At 68.5% G+C, this 19,761-nt stretch carries 20 protein-coding genes; 4 read left to right on the forward strand and 16 right to left on the reverse strand.

Annotation, left to right across the window (positions count from 1 at the left end):
- Positions 1-60 precede the first annotated feature (60 nt).
- The 5 genes from kdpC to ACEI37_RS21800 are packed head-to-tail and all read right to left on the reverse strand — an operon-like array spanning position 61 to position 4,999.
- Positions 61-690: a potassium-transporting ATPase subunit KdpC gene (gene kdpC / locus ACEI37_RS21780; RefSeq protein ID WP_373378116.1), complete on the reverse strand. Its 630-nt coding sequence runs from the start codon at positions 688-690 to the stop codon at positions 61-63.
- A 39-nt stretch (positions 691-729) separates the two neighbouring features.
- Positions 730-2,901, reverse strand: a complete 2,172-nt coding sequence (gene kdpB, locus ACEI37_RS21785) for a potassium-transporting ATPase subunit KdpB (protein WP_373378117.1) — start codon at positions 2,899-2,901, stop codon at positions 730-732.
- A 42-nt stretch (positions 2,902-2,943) separates the two neighbouring features.
- Entirely contained in the window at positions 2,944-4,761 is a 1,818-nt protein-coding gene (kdpA, locus tag ACEI37_RS21790) for a potassium-transporting ATPase subunit KdpA (RefSeq protein WP_373378118.1), read from the reverse strand.
- Entirely contained in the window at positions 4,761-4,850 is a 90-nt protein-coding gene (locus ACEI37_RS21795) for a potassium-transporting ATPase subunit F (RefSeq protein WP_062800936.1), read from the reverse strand. The genes kdpA and ACEI37_RS21795 overlap by 1 nt, the downstream gene beginning before the upstream one ends.
- A complete protein-coding gene (locus ACEI37_RS21800) occupies positions 4,850-4,999 on the reverse strand; it encodes a hypothetical protein (protein ID WP_373378119.1) in 150 nt (49 codons plus the stop codon). Before ACEI37_RS21800 ends, ACEI37_RS21795 begins: the two co-directional genes overlap by 1 nt.
- 452 nt (positions 5,000-5,451) lie before the next feature.
- Between ACEI37_RS21800 and rpsU the strand changes: the two genes are divergently transcribed.
- The 4 genes from rpsU (at position 5,452) to ACEI37_RS21820 (ending at position 8,027) form a co-directional block, all read left to right on the forward strand.
- Positions 5,452-5,664 carry a 30S ribosomal protein S21 gene (gene rpsU / locus ACEI37_RS21805; RefSeq protein WP_010814647.1) on the forward strand — a complete coding sequence of 71 codons (213 nt, stop codon included), beginning with the start codon at positions 5,452-5,454 and terminating at the stop codon, positions 5,662-5,664.
- A 181-nt stretch (positions 5,665-5,845) separates the two neighbouring features.
- Entirely contained in the window at positions 5,846-6,757 is a 912-nt protein-coding gene (gene nodI / locus ACEI37_RS21810; protein WP_115680665.1) for a nodulation factor ABC transporter ATP-binding protein NodI, read from the forward strand.
- Positions 6,758-6,770: 13 nt separating this feature from the next.
- On the forward strand, positions 6,771-7,622 hold the full coding sequence (locus tag ACEI37_RS21815; RefSeq protein WP_373378120.1) for an ABC transporter permease: 852 nt from the start codon (positions 6,771-6,773) through the stop codon (positions 7,620-7,622).
- Positions 7,623-7,661: 39 nt separating this feature from the next.
- Entirely contained in the window at positions 7,662-8,027 is a 366-nt protein-coding gene (locus tag ACEI37_RS21820; protein ID WP_373378121.1) for a hypothetical protein, read from the forward strand.
- A 4-nt stretch (positions 8,028-8,031) separates the two neighbouring features.
- On the opposite strand, the gene ACEI37_RS21825 is transcribed toward ACEI37_RS21820, so the two are convergent.
- The 11 genes from ACEI37_RS21825 to truA form a co-directional block, all read right to left on the reverse strand.
- On the reverse strand, positions 8,032-9,237 hold the full coding sequence (locus ACEI37_RS21825) for an O-succinylhomoserine sulfhydrylase (RefSeq protein WP_373378122.1): 1,206 nt from the start codon (positions 9,235-9,237) through the stop codon (positions 8,032-8,034).
- A gap of 351 nt (positions 9,238-9,588) precedes the next feature.
- Positions 9,589-11,118, reverse strand: coding sequence for an amidophosphoribosyltransferase (gene purF, locus ACEI37_RS21830; protein WP_373378123.1), 1,530 nt, complete (start codon positions 11,116-11,118; stop codon positions 9,589-9,591).
- Positions 11,119-11,221: 103 nt separating this feature from the next.
- Positions 11,222-11,719 carry a CvpA family protein gene (locus ACEI37_RS21835; RefSeq protein WP_025585719.1) on the reverse strand — a complete coding sequence of 166 codons (498 nt, stop codon included), beginning with the start codon at positions 11,717-11,719 and terminating at the stop codon, positions 11,222-11,224.
- Between the two features lie 40 nt (positions 11,720-11,759).
- The gene (locus tag ACEI37_RS21840) at positions 11,760-12,488 is read right to left on the reverse strand and encodes an SPOR domain-containing protein (RefSeq protein ID WP_373378124.1); all 729 of its coding nucleotides are present in this window, start codon (positions 12,486-12,488) and stop codon (positions 11,760-11,762) included.
- Between the two features lie 107 nt (positions 12,489-12,595).
- The gene (gene folC / locus ACEI37_RS21845) at positions 12,596-13,906 is read right to left on the reverse strand and encodes a bifunctional tetrahydrofolate synthase/dihydrofolate synthase (RefSeq protein WP_373378125.1); all 1,311 of its coding nucleotides are present in this window, start codon (positions 13,904-13,906) and stop codon (positions 12,596-12,598) included.
- Between the two features lie 148 nt (positions 13,907-14,054).
- Positions 14,055-14,927, reverse strand: a complete 873-nt coding sequence (accD, locus tag ACEI37_RS21850) for an acetyl-CoA carboxylase, carboxyltransferase subunit beta (protein ID WP_373378126.1) — start codon at positions 14,925-14,927, stop codon at positions 14,055-14,057.
- A 181-nt stretch (positions 14,928-15,108) separates the two neighbouring features.
- Positions 15,109-15,906: a tryptophan synthase subunit alpha gene (gene trpA, locus ACEI37_RS21855; RefSeq protein WP_373378127.1), complete on the reverse strand. Its 798-nt coding sequence runs from the start codon at positions 15,904-15,906 to the stop codon at positions 15,109-15,111.
- 2 nt (positions 15,907-15,908) lie between these two features.
- Complete coding sequence (locus ACEI37_RS21860) at positions 15,909-16,838, reverse strand: site-specific DNA-methyltransferase (protein ID WP_373378128.1); 930 nt, start codon at positions 16,836-16,838, stop codon at positions 15,909-15,911.
- Complete coding sequence (gene trpB / locus ACEI37_RS21865) at positions 16,838-18,031, reverse strand: tryptophan synthase subunit beta (protein WP_115680672.1); 1,194 nt, start codon at positions 18,029-18,031, stop codon at positions 16,838-16,840. Before trpB ends, ACEI37_RS21860 begins: the two co-directional genes overlap by 1 nt.
- 125 nt (positions 18,032-18,156) lie before the next feature.
- Positions 18,157-18,879, reverse strand: a complete 723-nt coding sequence (locus ACEI37_RS21870) for a phosphoribosylanthranilate isomerase (RefSeq protein ID WP_373378129.1) — start codon at positions 18,877-18,879, stop codon at positions 18,157-18,159.
- Complete coding sequence (gene truA / locus ACEI37_RS21875) at positions 18,866-19,684, reverse strand: tRNA pseudouridine(38-40) synthase TruA (protein ID WP_373378130.1); 819 nt, start codon at positions 19,682-19,684, stop codon at positions 18,866-18,868. Before truA ends, ACEI37_RS21870 begins: the two co-directional genes overlap by 14 nt.
- Positions 19,685-19,761 lie beyond the last annotated feature (77 nt).

Below are 19,761 nucleotides of genomic sequence, written 5' to 3' on the forward strand. Positions count from 1 at the left end.
CGAGCGCAGCCAGATTGTGCCATGCAGGCCGGCGCGTGGCCCCCAACGTGGCCTCCCGCCTCAGCGCGCCGGCAACGCATCCAGTGCCAGGTTCAGCCGCAGCACGTTGACGCCGGCCTCGCCCAGCACCGGCAGCAGCGGCTTGTCGGTATGCGCGGCGATCAGCGCGCGCACCTGCGCGAGCGGCAAACCCCGCGCCCGCGCCACGCGCGCCGCCTGGTAGTCGGCCGCGGCCACGCTGATATGCGGGTCCAGGCCGCTGCCGGAGGCGGTCACCAGGTCCACCGGCACTGGCGCGGTGTTGCCGGGATCGGCCGCGCGCAGCGCGTCGATGCGCGCGCGTGCCGCGTCGGCCAGCGCCGGGTTCGAGGGGCCCAGGTTGGAGCCGCCGGAAGCGCCTCCGTTATAAGGCATCAGCGCGGTCGCCGAGAGCCGGCCCCAGAAATCCCCGGGCGCGGAGAACGGCTGGCCGATCAGCTCGGACCCCAGCACCTTGCCGTCGCGCACGATCAGCGAGCCGGCGGCCTGGTGCGAAAAGGCGGCGCCGGCAATCATGGTGACCGCCGCGGGGTACAGCAGGCCGGTCAGCAGCGACAGCGCCAGCAGGATGACCAGCGCCGGGCGCAGCACGCCGCCCTGCCCTTCGGTTTGCGCGGCGTGCGCGGTGTCGGCAGTAATTGGATGAGACATGGTTGCTCCGAACATTGTTTGGGGTCGGGTCGGGTCGGATCAGGCCCAGCCCATGGCGGCCAGGCCCAGGTCGATCAGCTTGATGCCGGCAAACGGCACCACGATGCCGCCCAGCCCGTACACCAGCAGGTTGCGGCGCAGCAGCGCGGCGGCGCCGAGCGCGCGGTAGCGCACGCCACGCAGAGCCAGCGGGATCAGCACCACGATGATCAGCGCGTTGAAGATCACGGCCGACAGGATCGCCGATGCCGGCGTCGCCAGCCCCATCACGTTGAGCAGGCCAAGCTGCGGATAGGTGGTGGCAAAGGCAGCCGGAATGATCGCGAAATACTTGGCCAGGTCGTTGGCCACGCTGAAGGTGGTGAGCGCGCCGCGGGTCATCAGCATCTGCTTGCCGATGCCGACGATCTCGATCAGCTTGGTCGGGTTGCTGTCGAGATCGACCATGTTGCCGGCCTCGCGCGCGGCCTGCGTGCCGCTGTTCATGGCGACCGCGACGTCGGCCTGCGCCAGCGCCGGAGCGTCGTTGGTGCCGTCGCCGGTCATCGCCACCAGCCGCCCTTCTGCCTGGTACTGGCGGATCAGCGCGAGCTTGGCTTCGGGTGTGGCCTCGGCGAGGAAGTCGTCGACGCCCGCCTCGGCGGCAATCGCGGCGGCGGTCAGCCGGTTGTCGCCGGTGATCATCACGGTGCGGATGCCCATGCGGCGCAGTTCGCCGAAGCGCTCGCGGATGCCGCGCTTGACCGTGTCCTTCAGCTCCACCACGCCCAGCACGCGCACTTCGGTCCCGGCCAGCTCGGCCACCACCAGCGGCGTGCTGCCGGCCCGCGCCACGTCCTCGACCGCGTGCGTGACCGCATCCGGGAACTTGCCCGCATGCTCGGCCACGTAGCGGCGCACGGCATCGGCCGCGCCCTTGCGCACGCTGCGCCGCGACGCGCCGTCGTCGAGGTCGACGCCGCTCATGCGCGTCTGCGCGCTGAACGGCACGAACACCGGCCGCGCCGCGCCCATGCCCGGGGCGTCGGCGCCGGCCTGCTGGCGCGCCAGCACCACGATGCTGCGGCCCTCGGGGGTCTCATCGGCCAGCGACGACAGCCACGCGGCGGCGGCCAGCTGGCGCCCGGTCACGCCCGGTGCCGGCAGCAGCCTGGCGGCCTGGCGATTGCCGAGCGTGATCGTGCCGGTCTTGTCGAGCAGCAGCACGTCGGCATCGCCGGCGGCCTCCACCGCGCGGCCCGAGGTTGCGATCACGTTGGCCGCCATCATGCGGCTCATGCCGGCCACGCCGATCGCCGACAGCAGCCCGCCGATGGTGGTCGGGATCAGGCACACCAGCAGCGCCACCAGCACGGTCACGGTGACCGGCAGCCCCGCGCCCGTCGCCAGCACGCTGTAGGAGGAGAACGGCAGCAGCGTGGCCGTGGCCAGCAGCAGCACCATCGACAGCCCGACCAGCAGGATGGTCAGCGCCAGCTCGTTGGGCGTCTTCTGGCGCCGCGCGCCTTCGACCATCGAGATCATCCGGTCGATAAAGCTTTCGCCGGGATTGGTGGTGATGCGCACCACGATCCAGTCGGACAGCACGCGGGTGCCGCCGGTGACCGACGAGAAATCGCCGCCGGATTCGCGGATCACCGGTGCCGACTCGCCCGTGATGGCGCTTTCGTCGACCGAGGCCACGCCTACGATGACCTCGCCGTCGCCGGGGATCATGTCGCCGGCCTCGGCCAGCACCACGTCGCCGCGGCGCAGCGTGGTGGCCGGGCGCACATGCACGGCGCCGTCGCGGCGACCCTCGGTCAGCACGCGCGCGCTCGCGGTGCTCTTCAGCCCGCGCAGCGATGCGGCCTGCTGCCGGCTGCGGCCTTCGGCCAGCGCCTCGGCAAAATTGGCAAACAGCACGGTCACCCACAGCCAGATCGTGACCACGACGATAAAGCCCGCGCTTTCGGTGGCATGCGGCAGCGGCGAGACCAGCGCACGCAGCGCCAGCAGCGTGGTCAGGATGGCGCCGGCATAGACGACGAACATCACCGGGTTGCGCAGCTGTTCGCGCGGCGACAGCTTGCGCAATGCCGCGAGCAGCGCCGGGCGCACCAGCTCGGGGGACAAGATGCGGCGCGGCGCGCGTGCCGCGTCGTGGGCGGCGCCGTCCTGGGCGCTGCCGGGAGCGGCCTGGGGCCGCGTGGTCAGGGTATCGGGTTGCATGATGGAGACAGGTTCGCGAGTGGCGATAGGCAGGACCGGCGATCAGCGCGCGGCGCTGGGCAGCACGCCTTGCAGGTGTTCGGCGACGGGGCCCAGCGCCAGCGCCGGGGCATAGGTCAGCGCGCCAACCATGAGCACGGCGCCGGCCAGCAGCACCACGAACAGCGCGCCGTGCGTGGGCATGGTGCCGCCGGTGGCCGGCAGCTTCGGCTTGGCCGCGAGCGAGCCCGCCAGCGCCAGCACCGGGATCACGACCCAGAAGCGGCCGAACCACATCGCCGCGGCCAGCAGCGTGTTGTAGAACGGGGTGTTGGCGGACAGGCCCGCGAACGCGCTGCCGTTGTTGTTGGCCGCCGATGACAGCGCATAGAGGATCTCGGAAAAACCGTGCGTGCCCGGGTTGAGCACGCCCGCGCGCCCCGCGCCCGCCATCACCGCCACTGCCGTGCCGAGCAGCACCAGCAGCGGCGTGACCAGGATCACGATCACGGTCATCTTCATCTCGAAGGCCTCGATCTTCTTGCCGAGGTATTCCGGCGTGCGGCCGATCATCAGGCCGGCGATGAACACCGCCAGCACCGCGTAGACCAGCATGCCGTACAGGCCGGAGCCGACCCCGCCGAACACCACCTCGCCCAGCTGCATCAGCAGCATCGGCACCATGCCGCCCAGCGCGGTGAAGGAATCGTGCATGGCATTGACCGCGCCGCACGACGCCGCCGTGGTGATCGCCGCGAACAGCGCGGAGGCGGCCACGCCGAAGCGCGTTTCCTTGCCCTCCATATTGCCGCCCGCCTGCAGCGCGGAACCCACGTGGTCCAGCGGCAGCGCGGACAGCACCGCCCCGGCACGCTGCTCGGCGAGCGCGGCCAGGCACGCCATGGCCACGAACAGCAGCGTCATCGCCGCCAGCACCGCCACGCCTTGCCGGCGGTCCTGCACCATCTCGCCGAAGGTGAAGCACAGCGCGGCGGGGATCAGGAAGATCGCCAGCATCTCGATCAGGTTGGACAGCGCGGTCGGGTTCTCGTACGGATGCGCGGAGTTGGCGTTGAAGAAGCCGCCGCCGTTGGTGCCCAGCATCTTGATCGCTTCCTGCGAGGCCACCGGCCCCATCGGCAGCGTCTGCGTGTGCGCCGTGGCGGCACGGGTCAGCGCCTGGCCTTGCGCATTGGCGACCGGATTGCCGGCGGCGTCCGTGACCGGCTGGCTGTAGGCCACCGGACGCAGCAACGCTGCGTCGCGATAGCCGCTGAAGTTCTGGATCACACCCTGGCTCGCCAGCATCAGCGCAATGGCCGATGCCAGCGGCACCAGCACGTACAGCGTGATGCGGGTCAGGTCGACCCAGAAGTTGCCGATGCCGCCAGCGCGCTGGCGCGCGAAGCCGCGGATCAGCGCGAACACCACGGCGATGCCGGTGGCCGCGGAGACAAAGTTCTGCACCGTCAGCGCCAGCATCTGCGTCAGGTAGCTCATGGTCGACTCGCCGGCATAGCCCTGCCAGTTGGTATTGGCGACGAAGCTGACGGCGGTGTTGAAGGCCGAGTCCGGCGACACCGCGCCGAAGCCCTGCGGGTTCAGCGGCAGCCAGCCCTGCAGCCGCTGCAGCGCATAGACCGCCACCGCGCCGAGCAGGTTGAAGGCGAGCACGGCCAGCGCGTAGCGCCGCCAGCCCATCTGCGCGCCAGGCTGGACGCCGGCAAGCCGGTACAGCGCGCGCTCGAGCGGCCGGCCCCAGCCGGTCAGGCGGTAGCTGCCGTCTTCGACCGCGCGGCGCAGGTAGCGGCCAAGCAATGGGGCCAGCGCCAGCAGGATGGCCAGGTACAGGGCCAGCAGGCCCGGGAAATCGGTCGGCATCAGAACTTCTCCGGACGGCACAGCGCAATCAGCAGGTAGAGGAAGATGGCCACGGCAAGCGCGCCGGCCAGCAGTTCGGTCCAGTCCATCAGCGGTCTCCCCCGGTGGCGGCGTCCGGCTGCGGCCGGTCCGCGGCGGATACCGGCCGCGCCGGGCCGCACAGCCATGCGCAGAGCGCGACCATGGCGACGCTGGCGGCACCGAAGGCAATCAAAACGAGCAGGAACATCGCATCCATGACAGGCAGAATCGTGAGTGGCAGACGTCACCCAGATTAGGGATGCGGGGATAAAAACGGGGTAGAAAGGCCCGCCGCGGCCATAAAAACGGTATAAAGACGGCTCGCCGCCCGGCGGGACGCTGCGGGGCGCTGGAAGTGGTCTGGAAATGTGTTCGAGGCCCGGCCGCCGCACGTACATTGCACTGCATTCTTGACAGCGCCGTCGTATACATGCCATAGTTACGGGCGTATAGCATTCATGGAAACCGGTACTGTCAGGCTCCAGTTATGTTTGGACCTGGCGCTATCACCCCTGACACTGGTTGCACGGACTGAAACGTCCACATCTTTCAGGTTCGCGGGGGCGCACCAGGGCATCGGCCCGGCGTGCAATACCAGTCGCTCCGGCGACCCGCAGTTTCCCCCCGTGTGAACCAGCCGCCCCGGCGGCAATCCCCTAAAGGACTGAATTGACTAAGATCGTCTTGAAACCCGGTGAGCCCGTTGAAGTTGCAATGCGGCGTTTCCGTCGTGCCATTCTGCAGACTGGCCTGATCGTTGAACTCAAGAGCCGTACCGCTTACGAGAAGCCGACGACCGAGCGCAAGCGCAAGAAGAAGGCCGCCGAAGCACGCCTGCGCAAGCGCCTGCGCATGCAGATGCTGCCGAAGAAGATGTACTGATTCCGGTACGCTTCGCTGCCTGGCCTCGCCAGGCAAGAAAAACCGCCAGTCCGCTGGCGGTTTTTTTTATGCCTGTGCGCCGGGGCCGCCGCGCCTGCTGCACCGCGCCAACCGAGGCCGGCGCGGATGACCGGCATAATGGCGGATATTGCGCCGTTGCGGCGCCACACCGGACCCTGCCTTGACTGCCATCCTCGAGTTGCGCAAGGTGCGCAAGCAATACGGCGACACGGTCGTGGTCGACGACCTCGACCTCCAGGTTTTCCGCGGCCAGTGCTTCGGCCTGTTGGGCCCCAACGGCGCCGGCAAGACCACCACGCTGCGGCTGTTGCTGGGCCTGACCACGCCGCTGGCGGGCACGCTGACGCTGTGCGGCGAGCCCATCCCCGAGCGTGCGCCGCAGGCGCGCATGCGCGTGGGCGTGGTGCCGCAGTTCGACAATCTCGACCCCGACTTCTCGGTGATCGAGAACCTGCGCATCTTTGGGCGCTACTTCGGGCTGTCGTCGGCCGAGATCGAGCGGCGCGTGCCGAAGCTGCTGGAATTCGCGCGGCTGGAAAACCGAGCCGATGCGCAGGTGCGCGACCTCTCCGGCGGCATGCGCCGGCGCCTGACGGTGGCGCGCGCGCTGATCAACGACCCGGACCTGCTGGTGATGGACGAGCCCACCACCGGCCTCGACCCGCAGGCGCGCCACCTGATCTGGGAGCGGCTGAAGTCGCTGATGGCCAGCGGCAAGACCATCCTGCTGACCACGCATTTCATGGAAGAAGCCGAGCGGCTGTGCAACTACCTGTGCGTGATCGACGGCGGCCGCAAGATCGCCGAAGGCAAGCCGCACGAGCTGATCGACAGCCAGATCGGCTGCGACGTGGTCGAGGTCTATGGCGATGAACTGGAGACGCTGCGCGGCACGCTGACGCCGCTGGCGCAGCGCACCGAAATGAGCGGCGAGACGCTGTTCTGCTACGTGCGCGAGCCGGCCCCGCTGCTGGCGGCGCTGCACGGCAGGAGCGGCGTGCGCTACCTGCACCGCCCGGCCAACCTCGAGGACGTGTTCCTCAAGCTGACCGGCCGCGAGATGCGGGACTGAACCAGGGGACGACATGAGCGAACAGGACCCCCGCGCGGACGCCACCGATGCCTCCCCCGCCGCCGCCATGGCGGCGCGGCAGACCTATCCGCAGCCGCTGCTGCCGCGCAACCTGCGCAACTGGATGATGGTCTGGTACCGGAACTACATGGTGTGGAAGAAGCTGGCGATTCCGTCGATGATCGGCAACCTGGCCGACCCGATGATCTACCTGTTCGGCCTCGGCCTCGGGCTCGGGCTGATGGTGGGCCAGGTCGACGGCGTGTCTTATATCGCCTTCCTCGCGGCCGGCACCACTGGGTCCAGCGTGATGATGTCGGCCAGCTTCGAGTCGATGTATTCGGCGTTCTCGCGCATGCATGTGCAGCGCACCTGGGAAGCCATCATGCATGCGCCGCTGACGCTGGGCGACGTGGTGCTGGGCGAAATCGCCTGGGCCGCGAGCAAGGCGGTGCTGTCGGGGCTCGCGATCATGCTGGTGGCGGGCGCGCTCGGCTATGCGCAGATGCCCGGGGCGCTGCTGGCGTTGCCGGTGATCGTGCTGGCCGGGATTGCCTTCGCCGCGCTGGCGATGATCGTCACCGCGCTGGCGCCCAGCTACGATTTCTTCATGTTCTACCAGACCCTGGTGATGACGCCGATGCTGCTGCTGTCCGGGGTGTTCTTCCCGCTGGAGCAGTTGCCCGAAGGCGTGCAGACGGCCACCAAGCTGTTGCCGCTGTCGCACGCGGTGGCGCTGATCCGGCCGCTGATGCTGGGCCGCCCGGTCGACGGCGCCGGCCTGCACCTGGCGGTGCTGGCCGCCTATGCCGTGGCCGCGCTGGTGGTGTGCCTGGTGCTGCTGCGCCGCCGGCTGCTGCGCTGACTCAGTCCCATGCCAGGCTCACCCATTACTACGAGTTCCATGCCGTCTTTATTTCCCCGCTTGCGTCGCAACCTGCGCAACGACAGCGAAACCTGCGCCACCCTGCCGCGCATCGTCCTGATGCTGGCAGCCGCCTGCGCCACCGCGTCGCTGTCCGGCTGCATGGTGGTCGGCGCCACCGTGGCCGTCGGCAGCGCCGCGGTGTCGACGGTGGCGACGGTGGGCTCGGCCGCGGTCAGCGTGGCCTCGACCGCGGTCGGCGCGACCTACGACGTCACCGCCGCCGGCGTGAAGGCGATGGCCGGCAACGATGAGCCCGCGCCGCAAGCGCAGCCACTGCAAGCGCCGGCACCGCAAGGGCCGGCTCCGCAAGAACCTGCCCCGGTGGTCGCGGCGACAGAGTAGCGCCTCAGTCGCCCAGGCCGCGCAGCAGGTCTGCCTTCAGGTCTTCGACCGACTCCAGCCCCACCGCCAGGCGGATCAGCCCTTCGCCGACGCCCGCGGCCGCCTTGGCCTCGGGGCTCACGCGCGCATGCGTGGTGGTGTACGGGTGCGTGATGGTGGTGCGGGTGTCGCCCAGGTTGCCGGTGATCGAGCACAGCCGGGTGCTGTCGATCACGCGCCAGGCATTGGCGCGCTGCTGCTCGGGCGTCGCGCCCTTGAGCACGAACGACACGATCGCGCCGCCGCCACTTTGCTGGCGCATCGCGATCTGGTGCTGCGGGTGCGACGCCAGCGCCGGGTGGAACACGCGCGCCACCGCCGGGTGCGACTCCAGGAACTGCGCCAGCGCCAGCGCGCTGGCCGAGTGGCGCTCCATGCGGATCGCCAGCGTCTCCATGCCCTTGAGCAGCACCCACGCATTGAATGCCGACAGCGTCGGCCCGGCGGTGCGCACGAACGGGAACACCTTGCCCATGATGAAGTCGTGCGAGCCCAGCACCGCGCCGCCCAGCACGCGGCCCTGGCCGTCGATATGCTTGGTGGCGGAGTGCACCACGATGTCGGCGCCGAACTTCATCGGCTGCTGCAGCGCGGGCGAACAGAAGCAGTTGTCGACCACCAGCAGCGCCTTGGCGTCGTGGGCGATGTCGGCCACGGCCGCGATGTCGGCCACTTCGGTCAGGGGGTTCGACGGCGTTTCCAGGAAGAACAGCTTCGTGTTCGGACGCACAGCGGCGCGCCATGCTCCCAGGTCGGTGGGATCGACGAAGGTGGTCTCGACGCCGAACTTGCCGAAGATATTGTTGAACAGCGTCATGGTCGAGCCGAAGATCGCGCGCGAGCTGACCAGGTGGTCGCCGGCCTGCATCGACGACAGCACCACCGACAGGATCGCGCTCATGCCCGACGCGGTCGCCATGCAGGCCTGCGCGCCTTCCAGCGCGGCCAGCCGCGACTGGAACATCGACACGGTCGGGTTGGTGAAGCGCGAATAGGTGTAGCCCTCTTCCGAGTTGGCAAAGCGCTCGGCGGCCTCGGCGGCGCTGTTGAAGCAGAAGCTCGAGGTCAGGTACATGGCCTCGGAGTGCTCCATGAAGTCGCTGCGCAGCGTGCCGGCGCGCACGCCGAGGGTATCGATGCCAAGCGATTCGGGATTGAGCGGTTGGTTCATGCTGGTGGCGCGGTCGTACCCGCGCGAATGCGATGGTTTCGACAAGCTGCGCACCGCCCCGGTGGACGGCGCGCGGCCATGAAAAAAGCCCGTGCGATCGGATGGTCGGATCGACGGGCTTGCTGTTCTGCGTGTGCGTATGCGTATAGCCTTGGGCTTCAGGCTGTGGCGGCCGGCTTCCGGACCTCGCGGCGCCGGCAAGGCGCTGCGCAGCGGGAATCGTTGCTGGCCACCATCTCTTTAGCTGTTTCGGGCTGTACCCGCGTCCGCAAGCTGACTGTCAAATCGACGCCCGGCCATGTTACGGCCGGACATCGCATTCGTCAACGCGCGCCAACGCGGTGGCGGGGCTTACTCGTTGCCGCCGGAGCGCTGCAGGTGCAGTTGCGAGCGCTCGGTGTCGCCACCGGTGCCGTCGCGGTCGGCCTGGCTGCGCGCGGTTTCCAGGCGGTCCAGGTAGGCCTCGTCGATATCGCCGGTGATGTAGCGGCCGTCGAAGCACGACGCGTCGAAGTCCTTCAGCGCGGGGTTGATGTCGCGCACCGCCTGCTTCATCGCTTCCACGTCCTGGTACACCAGCTTGTCCGCGCCGATGATCTTCGCGATCTCTTCGTGGGTACGGCCATGCGCCACCAGTTCGCTGCGGGTCGGCATGTCGATGCCGTACACGTTGGGGAACTTCACCGGCGGCGCGGCCGAGGCGAAGATCACCTTGTTGGCGCCGGCGTCGCGCGCCATCTGCACGATCTCGAACGAGGTGGTGCCGCGCACGATCGAGTCGTCGACGATCAGCACGTTCTTGCCCTTGAACTCCACGCCCATGGCGTTGAGCTTCTGGCGCACCGATTTCTTGCGCACCGCCTGGCCCGGCATGATGAAGGTGCGGCCGACGTAGCGGTTCTTGAAGAAGCCTTCGCGGTAATTGACGCCCAGGCGGTTGGCCACCTGCATCGCGGCCGGGCGGCTGGAATCCGGGATCGGCATGACCACGTCGATATCGCCGGCAGACACTTCCTGGCGGATCTTCTCGGCCAGGTAGTCGCCCATGCGCAGGCGCGCGTCGTAGACCGGCACGCCGTCGATGCACGAATCCGGGCGGGCCAGGTAGACGTATTCGAAGATGCACGGCGTCAGCACCGCGTTGTCGGCGCATTGCTTGCTGTAGAGCTTGCCGTCGAGGTCGATGAAGATGGCCTCGCCCGGCGCCACGTCGCGCTCGAGCTTGTAGCCGATACCTTCCAGCGCCACCGACTCCGACGCCACCATCCATTCCTTGCCGGTCGGGGTTTCGACACTGCCCAGGCACAGCGGGCGGATGCCGAACGGATCGCGCACCGCCAGCATGCCGTAGCCGGCGATCTGCGCGGCAATGGCGTACGAGCCGCGCACCCGGCGGTGCAGGCCGCCGACCGCCTTGAAGATGGTGTCCGGGTCCAGCGCCATGCCATTGCTGGCGCGCTGCAGCTCGTCGGCCAGCACGTTCAGCAGCACTTCGGTGTCCGAGTGCGTGTTGATGTGGCGGCGGTCGCGGCGGAACATCTCCTCGCGCAGTTGTTCCCAGTTGGTCAGGTTGCCGTTATGCGCCAGGATCACGCCGTAAGGGGCGTTCACGTAGAACGGCTGCGCCTCTTCCTCGCTGGAAGCGGAGCCCGCGGTCGGATACCGCACCTGGCCGATGCCGGCGGCGCCCGGCAGGCTGCGCATGTTGCGGGTGCGGAAGACATCGCGCACCAGGCCGTTGGCCTTGTGCATGTGGAAAGTACTGCCGTTGGCGGTGGCGATGCCGGCAGCATCCTGTCCGCGGTGTTGCAACAACAGCAGGCTGTCGTAAATCAATTGGTTGACAGGCGTGGATGACACCACACCGACGATACCGCACATGCCAAGCTCCCAGGAAAGGCTTTGATTCAGGGGGCGCAGCCCGGCCCGGGATCCTCCGGGCCCGAAGGCCTGCGTTACTACCAGCCGCGCAACGTGCCCGGCCTTATGTCTTCACGTACTTCGCCAGCTCCGGCGGCAGCCACGGCTTGATCGATTCCATGGCCTGCATCACATACGGGCGGCTCACCGCATCGCGCCAGAACGGTTCTTCCGGCAATTTCGTCAGGCTGGCCAGCGTCACCATCACCATCACCAGCAGCACGCCGCGCAACAGCCCGAACACCAGGCCCAGGCCGCGGTCGGCGGGCTTGAGCCCGGTGCTTTCCAGCAATTGCCCGACCACCATGCCGGCCAGCGAAGCCCCCAGCACGGTGCCGATCAGCAGCACCACGAAGCCCAGCGCATGGCGGGCCAGCTCGCCGCCCGGCAGGGACTCGGGCATCCAGCCCGCGGCCACCGCGCCGTAGCGGAACGCCACCCAGAACGCCACCACCCATCCGATCAGCGACAGCACCTCGCGCACCAGCCCGCGCAGCACGCCCAGCAGGCCCGAGGCCAGCAGGATGAAGACCACGGCATAGTCGAAGAAAGTCGGCTGCATCGTTGCTGGCGGCCGCGCACACGCGCCGGCCGCGGCGCCCTTACTGTTCCACGACCTTCGAGGTCAGCCCCACGGCGCGCACGCGCTTGTCGGCGGCATCGGCGGCGTCGCGGTCGTTGAAGGGACCGGCACGCAGCAGGATGCGCTCGCCATCGGCCAGCACTTTCCTTTCGACATAGGCCGGCACCTTGCTCGCCTTGAGCTTGGCCAGCCAGCCCCTGGCGCGCTCTTCGGAAGAAAACGCGCCGATCAGGATCAGGTACTTGCCGCTGCCGGTCTTGGCTTCGGCCTTGGTTTCAGGCTTCGGCTCGGCCTTGGCCTCGGTACGCTGCGCCGGCTTGTCGGCGGCAACCGCCGCGGCTTTCGGCGCATTGACGATTTCCTCGCCGGCATCCAGCGCCGCGGCATCATTGCGCGAGGCCGGCGCGGGCGGCAGCGGATCGGCCTTGCGCGGCTCGACGCGCGGCTTCTGCGTGCCGACGCCGTTGGCGACCTTGACCGAGACATCATCGGACACCGGCCGCGGCTTGGTCTCGAACACGATCGGCAGCACGATCACGGCGGCCACCATCAGCACCACGGCGCCGATCAGCCGGCGGCGCGCGCGCTGCTTCTGCGGGAATTCAGGGTCCAGCGTGTCGTCGGCATACTCGTCGGCCAGGCGGCGCGACGAGGCGATGCCCGCACCCGTATCGGCGCGCTGGCGCCGGGCACGCTCGGGTGCCGGGTCGTTGCCCTTGCGGGAGGAAAACAGCGAAAGCAGGCCCATAGATTGGTTCGGTGATACGGCCCGGTGGGCCGCTCGTTGCGTTTGCCGCTCAGTGATCGGCCAAGGCCGCCGGGGTGGCCAGGTCAGCGCGCGCCGGGACGCCCGCTTCAGTTAGCCTGCGTGGCACGGTAGGCCATCACGCCGGCGACGGTATAGAACGATCCGAAGACCAGAATTCTATCATTCTCGGTGGCTCGCTCGATGGCGTCGCGGAATGCCGCCTCGGGGCTGGAAAAGCAGGCCGCGGTCGCATCCGGGCCGGGCTGGAAGCCCCCTGCTTCCAGCTTGCCGAGCAGGTCCGCGGCGCTGGCCGCGCGTTCGGTCGGCAGGTCGCACAGGCACCAGTGGTCGACCTTGTCGGCCACATGCTGCAGCACCCCGGCGATGTCCTTGTCCTGCATCGCGCCGAAGACCGCGTAGGTGTAGCGGAAGAAGCCCATGTTCTCGAGGTTCTGCCCCAGCGTCGCCGCCGCATGCGGATTGTGCGCCACGTCGAGGATCACGGCCGGGCGGCCCGGCAGCACCTGGAACCGGCCCGGCAGCTCGACAAAGGCCAGGCCGTTGCGCACTTCCTGCGCGCTCACCGGCAGGCGCTCGCGCAGCGCCTGCAGCGCCGCCAGCGCGGCCGATGCGTTCAGCAGCTGGTTGGCGCCGCGCAGCGCCGGATAGCCCAGGCCGTTGAGCTTGCGCCCGCCGCCGCTCCAGTCCCATTGCTGGCGCTCCTGGCCCTTGGCGGCCTGGAAGTGGTAGTCGCGCCCCACCAGCCACAGCTCGGCACCGACCGCTTCGGCGTGCGCCAGCAGCGACTTGGGCGGCACCGGGTCGCCGCAGATCGCCGGCACGCCCGGGCGGAAGATGCCGGCTTTCTCGAAGCCGATTTCCTCGCGGGTGTTGCCCAGGTACTGGGTATGGTCGATGTCGACGCTGGTGATGATGGCGCAGTCGGTATCGATCACATTGGTGGCATCGAGTCGGCCGCCCAGCCCCACTTCCAGCACGATCGCGTCGAGGCCGGCCGCGGCGAAGAAATGGAGGATGGCCAGCGTGGTGAACTCGAAGTAAGTCAGGCTGACCGGGTCGGCAAAGCTGGTGCGCGCATGCTCGACCGCCTCGAAATGCGGTAGCAGCTGCGCATCGGTGGCGATCTCGCCGTTCAGGCGCGCGCGCTCGTTGAACGAGATCAGGTGCGGCGAGGTATGGCAGCCCACCTTGTAGCCGGCTTCCAGCAGGATGCGCTCGAGCATGGCGCAGGTCGAACCCTTGCCGTTGGTGCCGCCCACGGTGAAGACCGCGGCGTCGATGCGCAGCCCGAGGGCCTCCTTCACGCGCGTGATGCGCGTCAGGCCCATGTCGATGCCCACGGGATGGGCGGTTTCGAGATGGGCGAGCCATTCGGGGAGCGTGTGGAAGACAGGCATTTCGGGTGTGCGAGGGAAGCGTGCGAAGCGTTTGCTACCAGATTCGGGCAGGCGGGCGCAAAGTCAAGGGGCGGCGCGCCGCGCCGGTCCAGAAAAGGCGAAAGGCGCGTCAACCACCCGCGCCTTCGGTACCGCGATACTGGCGGCGTTATGCCACCGCGTCGGCCGGCTGCTTCTGCAGCAGCGCCAGCAGTTGCGCCAGTTCGGCGCGCATCTTGCGGCGGTCGACGATCATGTCGATGGCGCCCTTGGTCAGCAGGAATTCCGAGCGCTGGAAGCCTTCCGGCAGCTTCTCGCGCACGGTCTGCTCGATCACGCGCGGGCCGGCAAAGCCGATCAGCGCCTTGGGCTCGGCGATCACCACGTCGCCCAGGAAGGCGAACGATGCCGACACGCCGCCCATGGTCGGGTCGGTCAGCACGCTGATGAACGGCAGTTTGGCCGCGCTCAGCTGGTTCAGCATCGCGGTGGTCTTGGCCATCTGCAGCAGCGACAGCAGGCTTTCCTGCATGCGCGCGCCGCCGGTCGCGGTAAAGCAGATGAACGGCACCTTCTGCTCGAGCGCGGCCTGCGCGCCGCGCACGAAGCGCTCGCCCACCACCGAGCCCATCGAGCCGCCCATGAACTCGAACTCGAAGCAGCTCGCCACCACCGGGATGGTGTGGATGGCACCGCCCATCACCACCATGGCATCGGTCTCGCCGGTGTCGTCCATGGCGGCCTTGATGCGGTCGGGGTACTTCTTGGAATCCTTGAACTTGAGCGCGTCGACCGGCACGATCTCCTGGCCGATCTCATAGCGGCCTTCGGCGTCGAGCAGCGCGTCCAGACGCGCGCGCGCGCTGATGCGCATATGGTGGTCGCACTTGGGGCAGACGTGCAGGTTGGCCTCGACGTCGGTCCGGTACAAGGTGGACTCGCACGACGGACACTTGACCCACAACCCCTCGGGGATGCCCTTGCGGGTGCTGGGGTCGGTCTGTTGAATCTTGGGGGGCAGGAGTTTATCCAACCAGCTCATGAAAGCTCCTTTCGGATGACTGCACTCCGCCCGGCAGGCCCATGGTCGGGGCGCCGGTTGGCGGAAGGCAGGGAATCAACCCGCGAATTTACCATGCCGGCCCGGGGAGCTCGAAGCGCAACGCATGAATTGCGCACGATAATGCACCTCTTGCATCGCTCCAGGCCGACAATGAATCACTTCAGTGGTCCAGCGCCTGGCGAATTTCGGCGATGAACGATTGCAGCGCCGCCACCGCCTGCTCGCGCGGGGTGTCTTCCAGCAACTGCACCAGCCGGCTGCCGATCACCACGGCATCGGCCACGCCGCCGATCGCGCGCGCGGTCTGCGCGTCGCGGATGCCGAAGCCCACCCCCACCGGCAGGTTGGCGTGCTGCTTGATCAGCGGCAGGCGCGCCGCCACGCTGTCGAGGTCGATCGAGGCGGAGCCGGTCACGCCCTTGAGCGAGACGTAGTAGAGGTAGCCGCTGGCGACGCGCGCGACCGCCTCGATGCGCGCATCGGTCGAGGTAGGCGCCAGCAGGAAGATCGGGTCCATGCCGTGGTCGCGCATCAGCCCGGCGAACGACTCGCACTCCTCGGGCGGATAGTCGACCACCAGCACGCCGTCGACGCCGGCGTCGCTGGCGGCCCTGGCGAAGGCCGCCTCGCCCATGCGCTCGATCGGGTTGGCATAGCCCATCAGCACCACCGGCGTGTCGGAGTTGGTCTGGCGGAATTCGCGCACCCACTGCAGCACCTGCGTGAGCGACACACCCTGCGCCAGCGCGCGCTCGGAGGCGCGCTGGATCACCGGGCCGTCGGCCATCGGGTCGGAGAACGGCACGCCCAGCTCGATCACGTCGGCGCCGCCCGCCACCAGCGCGTGCATCAGCGCCACGGTCAGGCCGGGCTCGGGATCGCCGGCGGTGATGAACGGAATCAGGCCCTTCTTCTGCTGCGCGGCCAGCGCCGCGAACGTCTTCTGGATACGGGACATATTCAGGGAATCAGGTGAGGCCGCGTCGCCGGCGAGACATCGTCGTTGGCGGCGGCCAGGGTTGGGGTGGCGAGGCTTGCGGCACCATCGGGCTCGAGCGCGGGCATGGCCTCTGCAGCAGCGGCCACGCGCCCGCACGCCACCTGCACGTACTCGGGGTTGATCTCGTAGCCGACAAAGCGCCTGCCGTGGCGCAGGCACGCCACCGCGGTGGTGCCGCTGCCGGCGAACGGATCCAGCACCAGGCCGCCCGGCGGGCAGCTCGACAGCACCATGCGCTCGACGATCTCCAGCGGCTTCTGCGTCGGGTGATTGGCGCGCTCCGGGTCCTGGCGGTGGATGCGCGAGACGCTCCACAGGTCCTTCGGGTTGTAGCCCACCTCCAGCCACTTCTTGCCCTCGAAGCGCGGCCGGCTGCGCGCCTTCTTGGTCTCGGGGTCGTATGGGATACGCACCGGGTCGAGATCGAAGTAGTAGTCGCGCGCCCTGGCGAAGAAGCCGATGTTGTCGTGCACCGACGAGAACTTGCGCGTGGTGCCGCCCATGCTGGGCACGCGCCGGTCCCAGATGATCTCGTTGATCATGGTCAGGCGCCGCTTCAGCATCACGAACAGCTCCGGCGAGTACTGCCACGTGCAGAACAGGTAGAGCGTGCCCCTGGGCGCGAGCTTGGGCACCACCGCGTCCATCCAGCGCTCGGACCAGTCCAGGTAGGCCTGGCCCGACAGCAGGTCGGAATCGTTGCCGTAGTCCTTGCCCAGCCCGTACGGCGGATCGGCGACGATCAGGTCGACCGAGCCGTCCGGCAGGCGGGCAATGCCCGCGAACATGTCTTCCTGGAACAAGCGCAGCGGGGCGGAATCGGGCGCGCCCGATGCATCTGGCGCGCCCGCGCCGCCCACGGCAAGTCCGGTCGGAGGCAGCGCGCGCATCAGAGCTTGAGCCCCGCGCGCTCAGCCACGGTATGCATGTCCTTGTCGCCGCGGCCGGACAGGTTCACCAGCAGCAGCTTGTCCTTGGGCAGCGTCGGCGCCAGCTTGCAGGCATAGGCGATGGCGTGACTGGATTCCAGCGCCGGGATGATGCCCTCGATGCGGCAGCAGTCGTGGAAGGCCTTGAGCGCTTCCTCGTCGGTGACCGGCACGTATTGTGCGCGGCCGCTGTCCTTGAGCCAGGCATGCTCGGGACCAACGCCCGGGTAGTCCAGGCCCGCCGACACCGAATGGGTCTCGATGATCTGGCCGTTGTCGTCCTGCAGCAGGTAGGTGCGATTGCCATGCAGCACGCCCGGCGTGCCGCCGGTCAGCGAGGCCGCGTGGCGGCCGGTGTCCAGCCCGTCGCCGGCGGCTTCGACGCCGATCAGCTGCACATCCTTGTGCTCGATGTACGGGTAGAAGATGCCCATGGCATTGGAGCCGCCGCCGACGCAGGCGATCACCGCATCCGGCTGGCGCCCGGTCATTTCGGGCATCTGCACCTTGGCTTCCTCGCCGATGACGCACTGGAAGTCGCGCACCATCATCGGGTACGGGTGCGGGCCGGCCACGGTGCCGATGATGTAGAAGGTGTTCTCGACGTTGGTGACCCAGTCGCGCATGGCTTCGTTGAGCGCGTCCTTGAGCGTGCGCGAGCCGCTTTCCACCGGCACCACGGTCGCGCCCAGCAGCTTCATGCGGTAGACGTTGGCGGCCTGGCGCTTGACGTCCTCGGCACCCATGTAGACCACGCACTCCATGCCGAAGCGCGCGGCGATGGTGGCGGTGGCCACGCCGTGCTGCCCTGCCCCGGTTTCGGCAATGACCCGCGGCTTGCCCATGCGCTTGGCCAGCAGCGCCTGGCCGATGACGTTGTTGATCTTGTGCGCGCCGGTGTGGTTCAGGTCCTCGCGCTTGAAATAGATCTGCGCGCCGCCAAGCGTCTCGCTCCAGCGCTGCGCGTGGTAGATCGGCGACGGGCGGCCGACGAAGTGCTTCAGCTCGCGGCGGAATTCGGCGTCGAACTCGGGATCCTTCTGGTAGTGCGCATAGGCGTCGCGCAACTCATCGAGCGCGTGCACCAGCGTTTCGGACACGAAGGTGCCACCATAGGGGCCGAAATGGCCGCGGGAATCGGGCAGGTCGTACATGTCTAGGCTCTTCGGAACAGCGGCCTTGCCTCAGCCGGCAAGGGCGCGTGGTTGACTGGGTGCGCGACGGCCGCCTGGAAGCGGCGGGACACGGAGGTGGGCAAGGGATCGATCTTCGCTCCGGCTCATCCGGCCTCGGCGCTGCGGACAGCGCGCACAAACTCGGCAATGCGGGCGTGGTCCTTCACGCCCTTGGCAGCCTCTACCCCGCTGCTGACATCGACGGCGTAGGGGCGCACGCGTTCAATCGCGCCAGCGACGTTTTGCGCGTTCAACCCACCACTCAAAACGATGCGAGGAGCGCCGCTTGCGTTCGGGTTGCCGGTTGCCATAACCGGGGGATTGGGCGGAAGCCATGCCGGAGGAATCAGGGTCCAGTCGAAGACGTGGCCGCCACCGCCATAGCCTTCGACGAAGGCATCGAGCAGCAAGGCAGCGGCATCACGGTATTGATCGGCGAATTCTACCAAATCGAGCCCCGCACGGACACGGGCGGCACGCAGGAACGGCAACGCGCAGCGCTGGGCGGCCTGGGTGCAGAACTGCGGAGTTTCGTCGCCGTGCAGCTGCAGCAGCGTCAGCGGCACACGCTCGGCGACGTGGGCGATGTCTTCGAGGTCGGCGTTGACGAACAGGCCGGTCACCGTGACGAACGGCCCGGCGGCCTCGGCCAGCGCCGCAGCCTGCGCCACGTCGACGTAGCGCGGGCTCTTCGGGTAGAACACCAGCCCGATCGCGTCGGCGCCGGCATCGACGGCGGCGCGCACGTCGTCCTCGCGGGTCAGGCCGCAGATCTTGATGCGGGTGCGCTGCGGCAGGTGCGCCGCACTGCCCTCAGTCTGCGTCATCGAACACTCCATGGAACAGGCTCGCGGACGGGTCGGCCGCGGGGATCGGGTAAGCATCAGGATACTTGACCCCGACCAGGTAGAGGCCATCCGGCATGAAGGTCGGCGCCGCCAGCTTGCGGTCGCGTCCGGCCAGCACCTGCGCCAGCCACTGCGGCGGGTAGCGCCCGCGCCCCACCGCCACCAGGCAGCCCATCAGGTTGCGCACCATATGGTGCAGGAAGGCGCTGGCGCGGAAGCGCAGGAACACCCAGTTGCCGTCGTCGCGGATGGTGACGTCGTACATGGTCTTGACCGGCGACTTGGCCTGGCATTCGGCGGCGCGGAACGCGGAAAAGTCGTGCTCGCCAATCAGGTGCGCGGCGGCGGCTCGCATGGCGTCCACGTCGAGCCGTTGCCCGGGCGGCAGCATCTGGTAGCCGGCGCGGCCATGCACCAGCGGCACCCGGTGCGGACCGGTGTAGAGCGCGTAGTAATACATGCGCTCGTACGCCAGGAAGCGGGCATGGAAGCCATCGTCGACCGGCAACGCCCACTGCAGCGCGATCGACGGCGGCAGGAAGGCGTTGACGCCGCGCACCCAGGAAAAGGGCTCGCGCACCAGTTCGGTATCCAGGTGGACCACCTGGCCGAGCGCATGCACGCCGGTATCGGTGCGCCCCGCCACCGTGGTCAGCAGGCGCACGCCGGCAAAGCGCTCGATGGCGTCTTCGAGGTGGTCCTGGACGGTATTGCGGTGCGGCTGCGACTGCCACCCGGAAAAGGCGGCGCCGTCGTAGTGCAGGCCAAGGGCGATGCGGTTCATGTCAGGGGAAAAAGCATGGCGGCGCGCCGGCTATGCGCGCCGAAAAAGCAAATGCGCCGGAAGGGACGCTTCCGGCG

It is taken from the genome of Cupriavidus nantongensis (assembly GCF_041726985.1).
In the GTDB taxonomy this organism is placed as follows: Bacteria; Pseudomonadota; Gammaproteobacteria; order Burkholderiales; family Burkholderiaceae; genus Cupriavidus; species Cupriavidus nantongensis_A.

Bases quoted from the DNA above. Each gene is read 5' to 3' on its own strand.
- ACEI37_RS21870 (WP_373378129.1), bottom strand. From the start codon at position 18,879: ATGACGCAGACTGAGGGCAGTGCGGCGCACCTGCCGCAGCGCACCCGC.
- purF (WP_373378123.1), bottom strand. From the start codon at position 11,118: ATGTGCGGTATCGTCGGTGTGGTGTCATCCACGCCTGTCAACCAATTG.
- kdpC (WP_373378116.1), bottom strand. From the start codon at position 690: ATGTCTCATCCAATTACTGCCGACACCGCGCACGCCGCGCAAACCGAA.
- ACEI37_RS21800 (WP_373378119.1), bottom strand. From the start codon at position 4,999: ATGGATGCGATGTTCCTGCTCGTTTTGATTGCCTTCGGTGCCGCCAGC.
- ACEI37_RS21815 (WP_373378120.1), top strand. From the start codon at position 6,771: ATGAGCGAACAGGACCCCCGCGCGGACGCCACCGATGCCTCCCCCGCC.
- truA (WP_373378130.1), bottom strand. From the start codon at position 19,684: ATGAACCGCATCGCCCTTGGCCTGCACTACGACGGCGCCGCCTTTTCC.
- ACEI37_RS21860 (WP_373378128.1), bottom strand. From the start codon at position 16,838: ATGCGCGCGCTGCCTCCGACCGGACTTGCCGTGGGCGGCGCGGGCGCG.
- kdpA (WP_373378118.1), bottom strand. From the start codon at position 4,761: ATGCCGACCGATTTCCCGGGCCTGCTGGCCCTGTACCTGGCCATCCTG.
- trpB (WP_115680672.1), bottom strand. From the start codon at position 18,031: ATGTACGACCTGCCCGATTCCCGCGGCCATTTCGGCCCCTATGGTGGC.
- ACEI37_RS21825 (WP_373378122.1), bottom strand. From the start codon at position 9,237: ATGAACCAACCGCTCAATCCCGAATCGCTTGGCATCGATACCCTCGGC.
- folC (WP_373378125.1), bottom strand. From the start codon at position 13,906: ATGCCTGTCTTCCACACGCTCCCCGAATGGCTCGCCCATCTCGAAACC.
- kdpB (WP_373378117.1), bottom strand. From the start codon at position 2,901: ATGCAACCCGATACCCTGACCACGCGGCCCCAGGCCGCTCCCGGCAGC.
- ACEI37_RS21835 (WP_025585719.1), bottom strand. From the start codon at position 11,719: ATGCAGCCGACTTTCTTCGACTATGCCGTGGTCTTCATCCTGCTGGCC.
- ACEI37_RS21840 (WP_373378124.1), bottom strand. From the start codon at position 12,488: ATGGGCCTGCTTTCGCTGTTTTCCTCCCGCAAGGGCAACGACCCGGCA.
- ACEI37_RS21820 (WP_373378121.1), top strand. From the start codon at position 7,662: ATGCCGTCTTTATTTCCCCGCTTGCGTCGCAACCTGCGCAACGACAGC.
- trpA (WP_373378127.1), bottom strand. From the start codon at position 15,906: ATGTCCCGTATCCAGAAGACGTTCGCGGCGCTGGCCGCGCAGCAGAAG.
- ACEI37_RS21795 (WP_062800936.1), bottom strand. From the start codon at position 4,850: ATGGACTGGACCGAACTGCTGGCCGGCGCGCTTGCCGTGGCCATCTTC.
- accD (WP_373378126.1), bottom strand. From the start codon at position 14,927: ATGAGCTGGTTGGATAAACTCCTGCCCCCCAAGATTCAACAGACCGAC.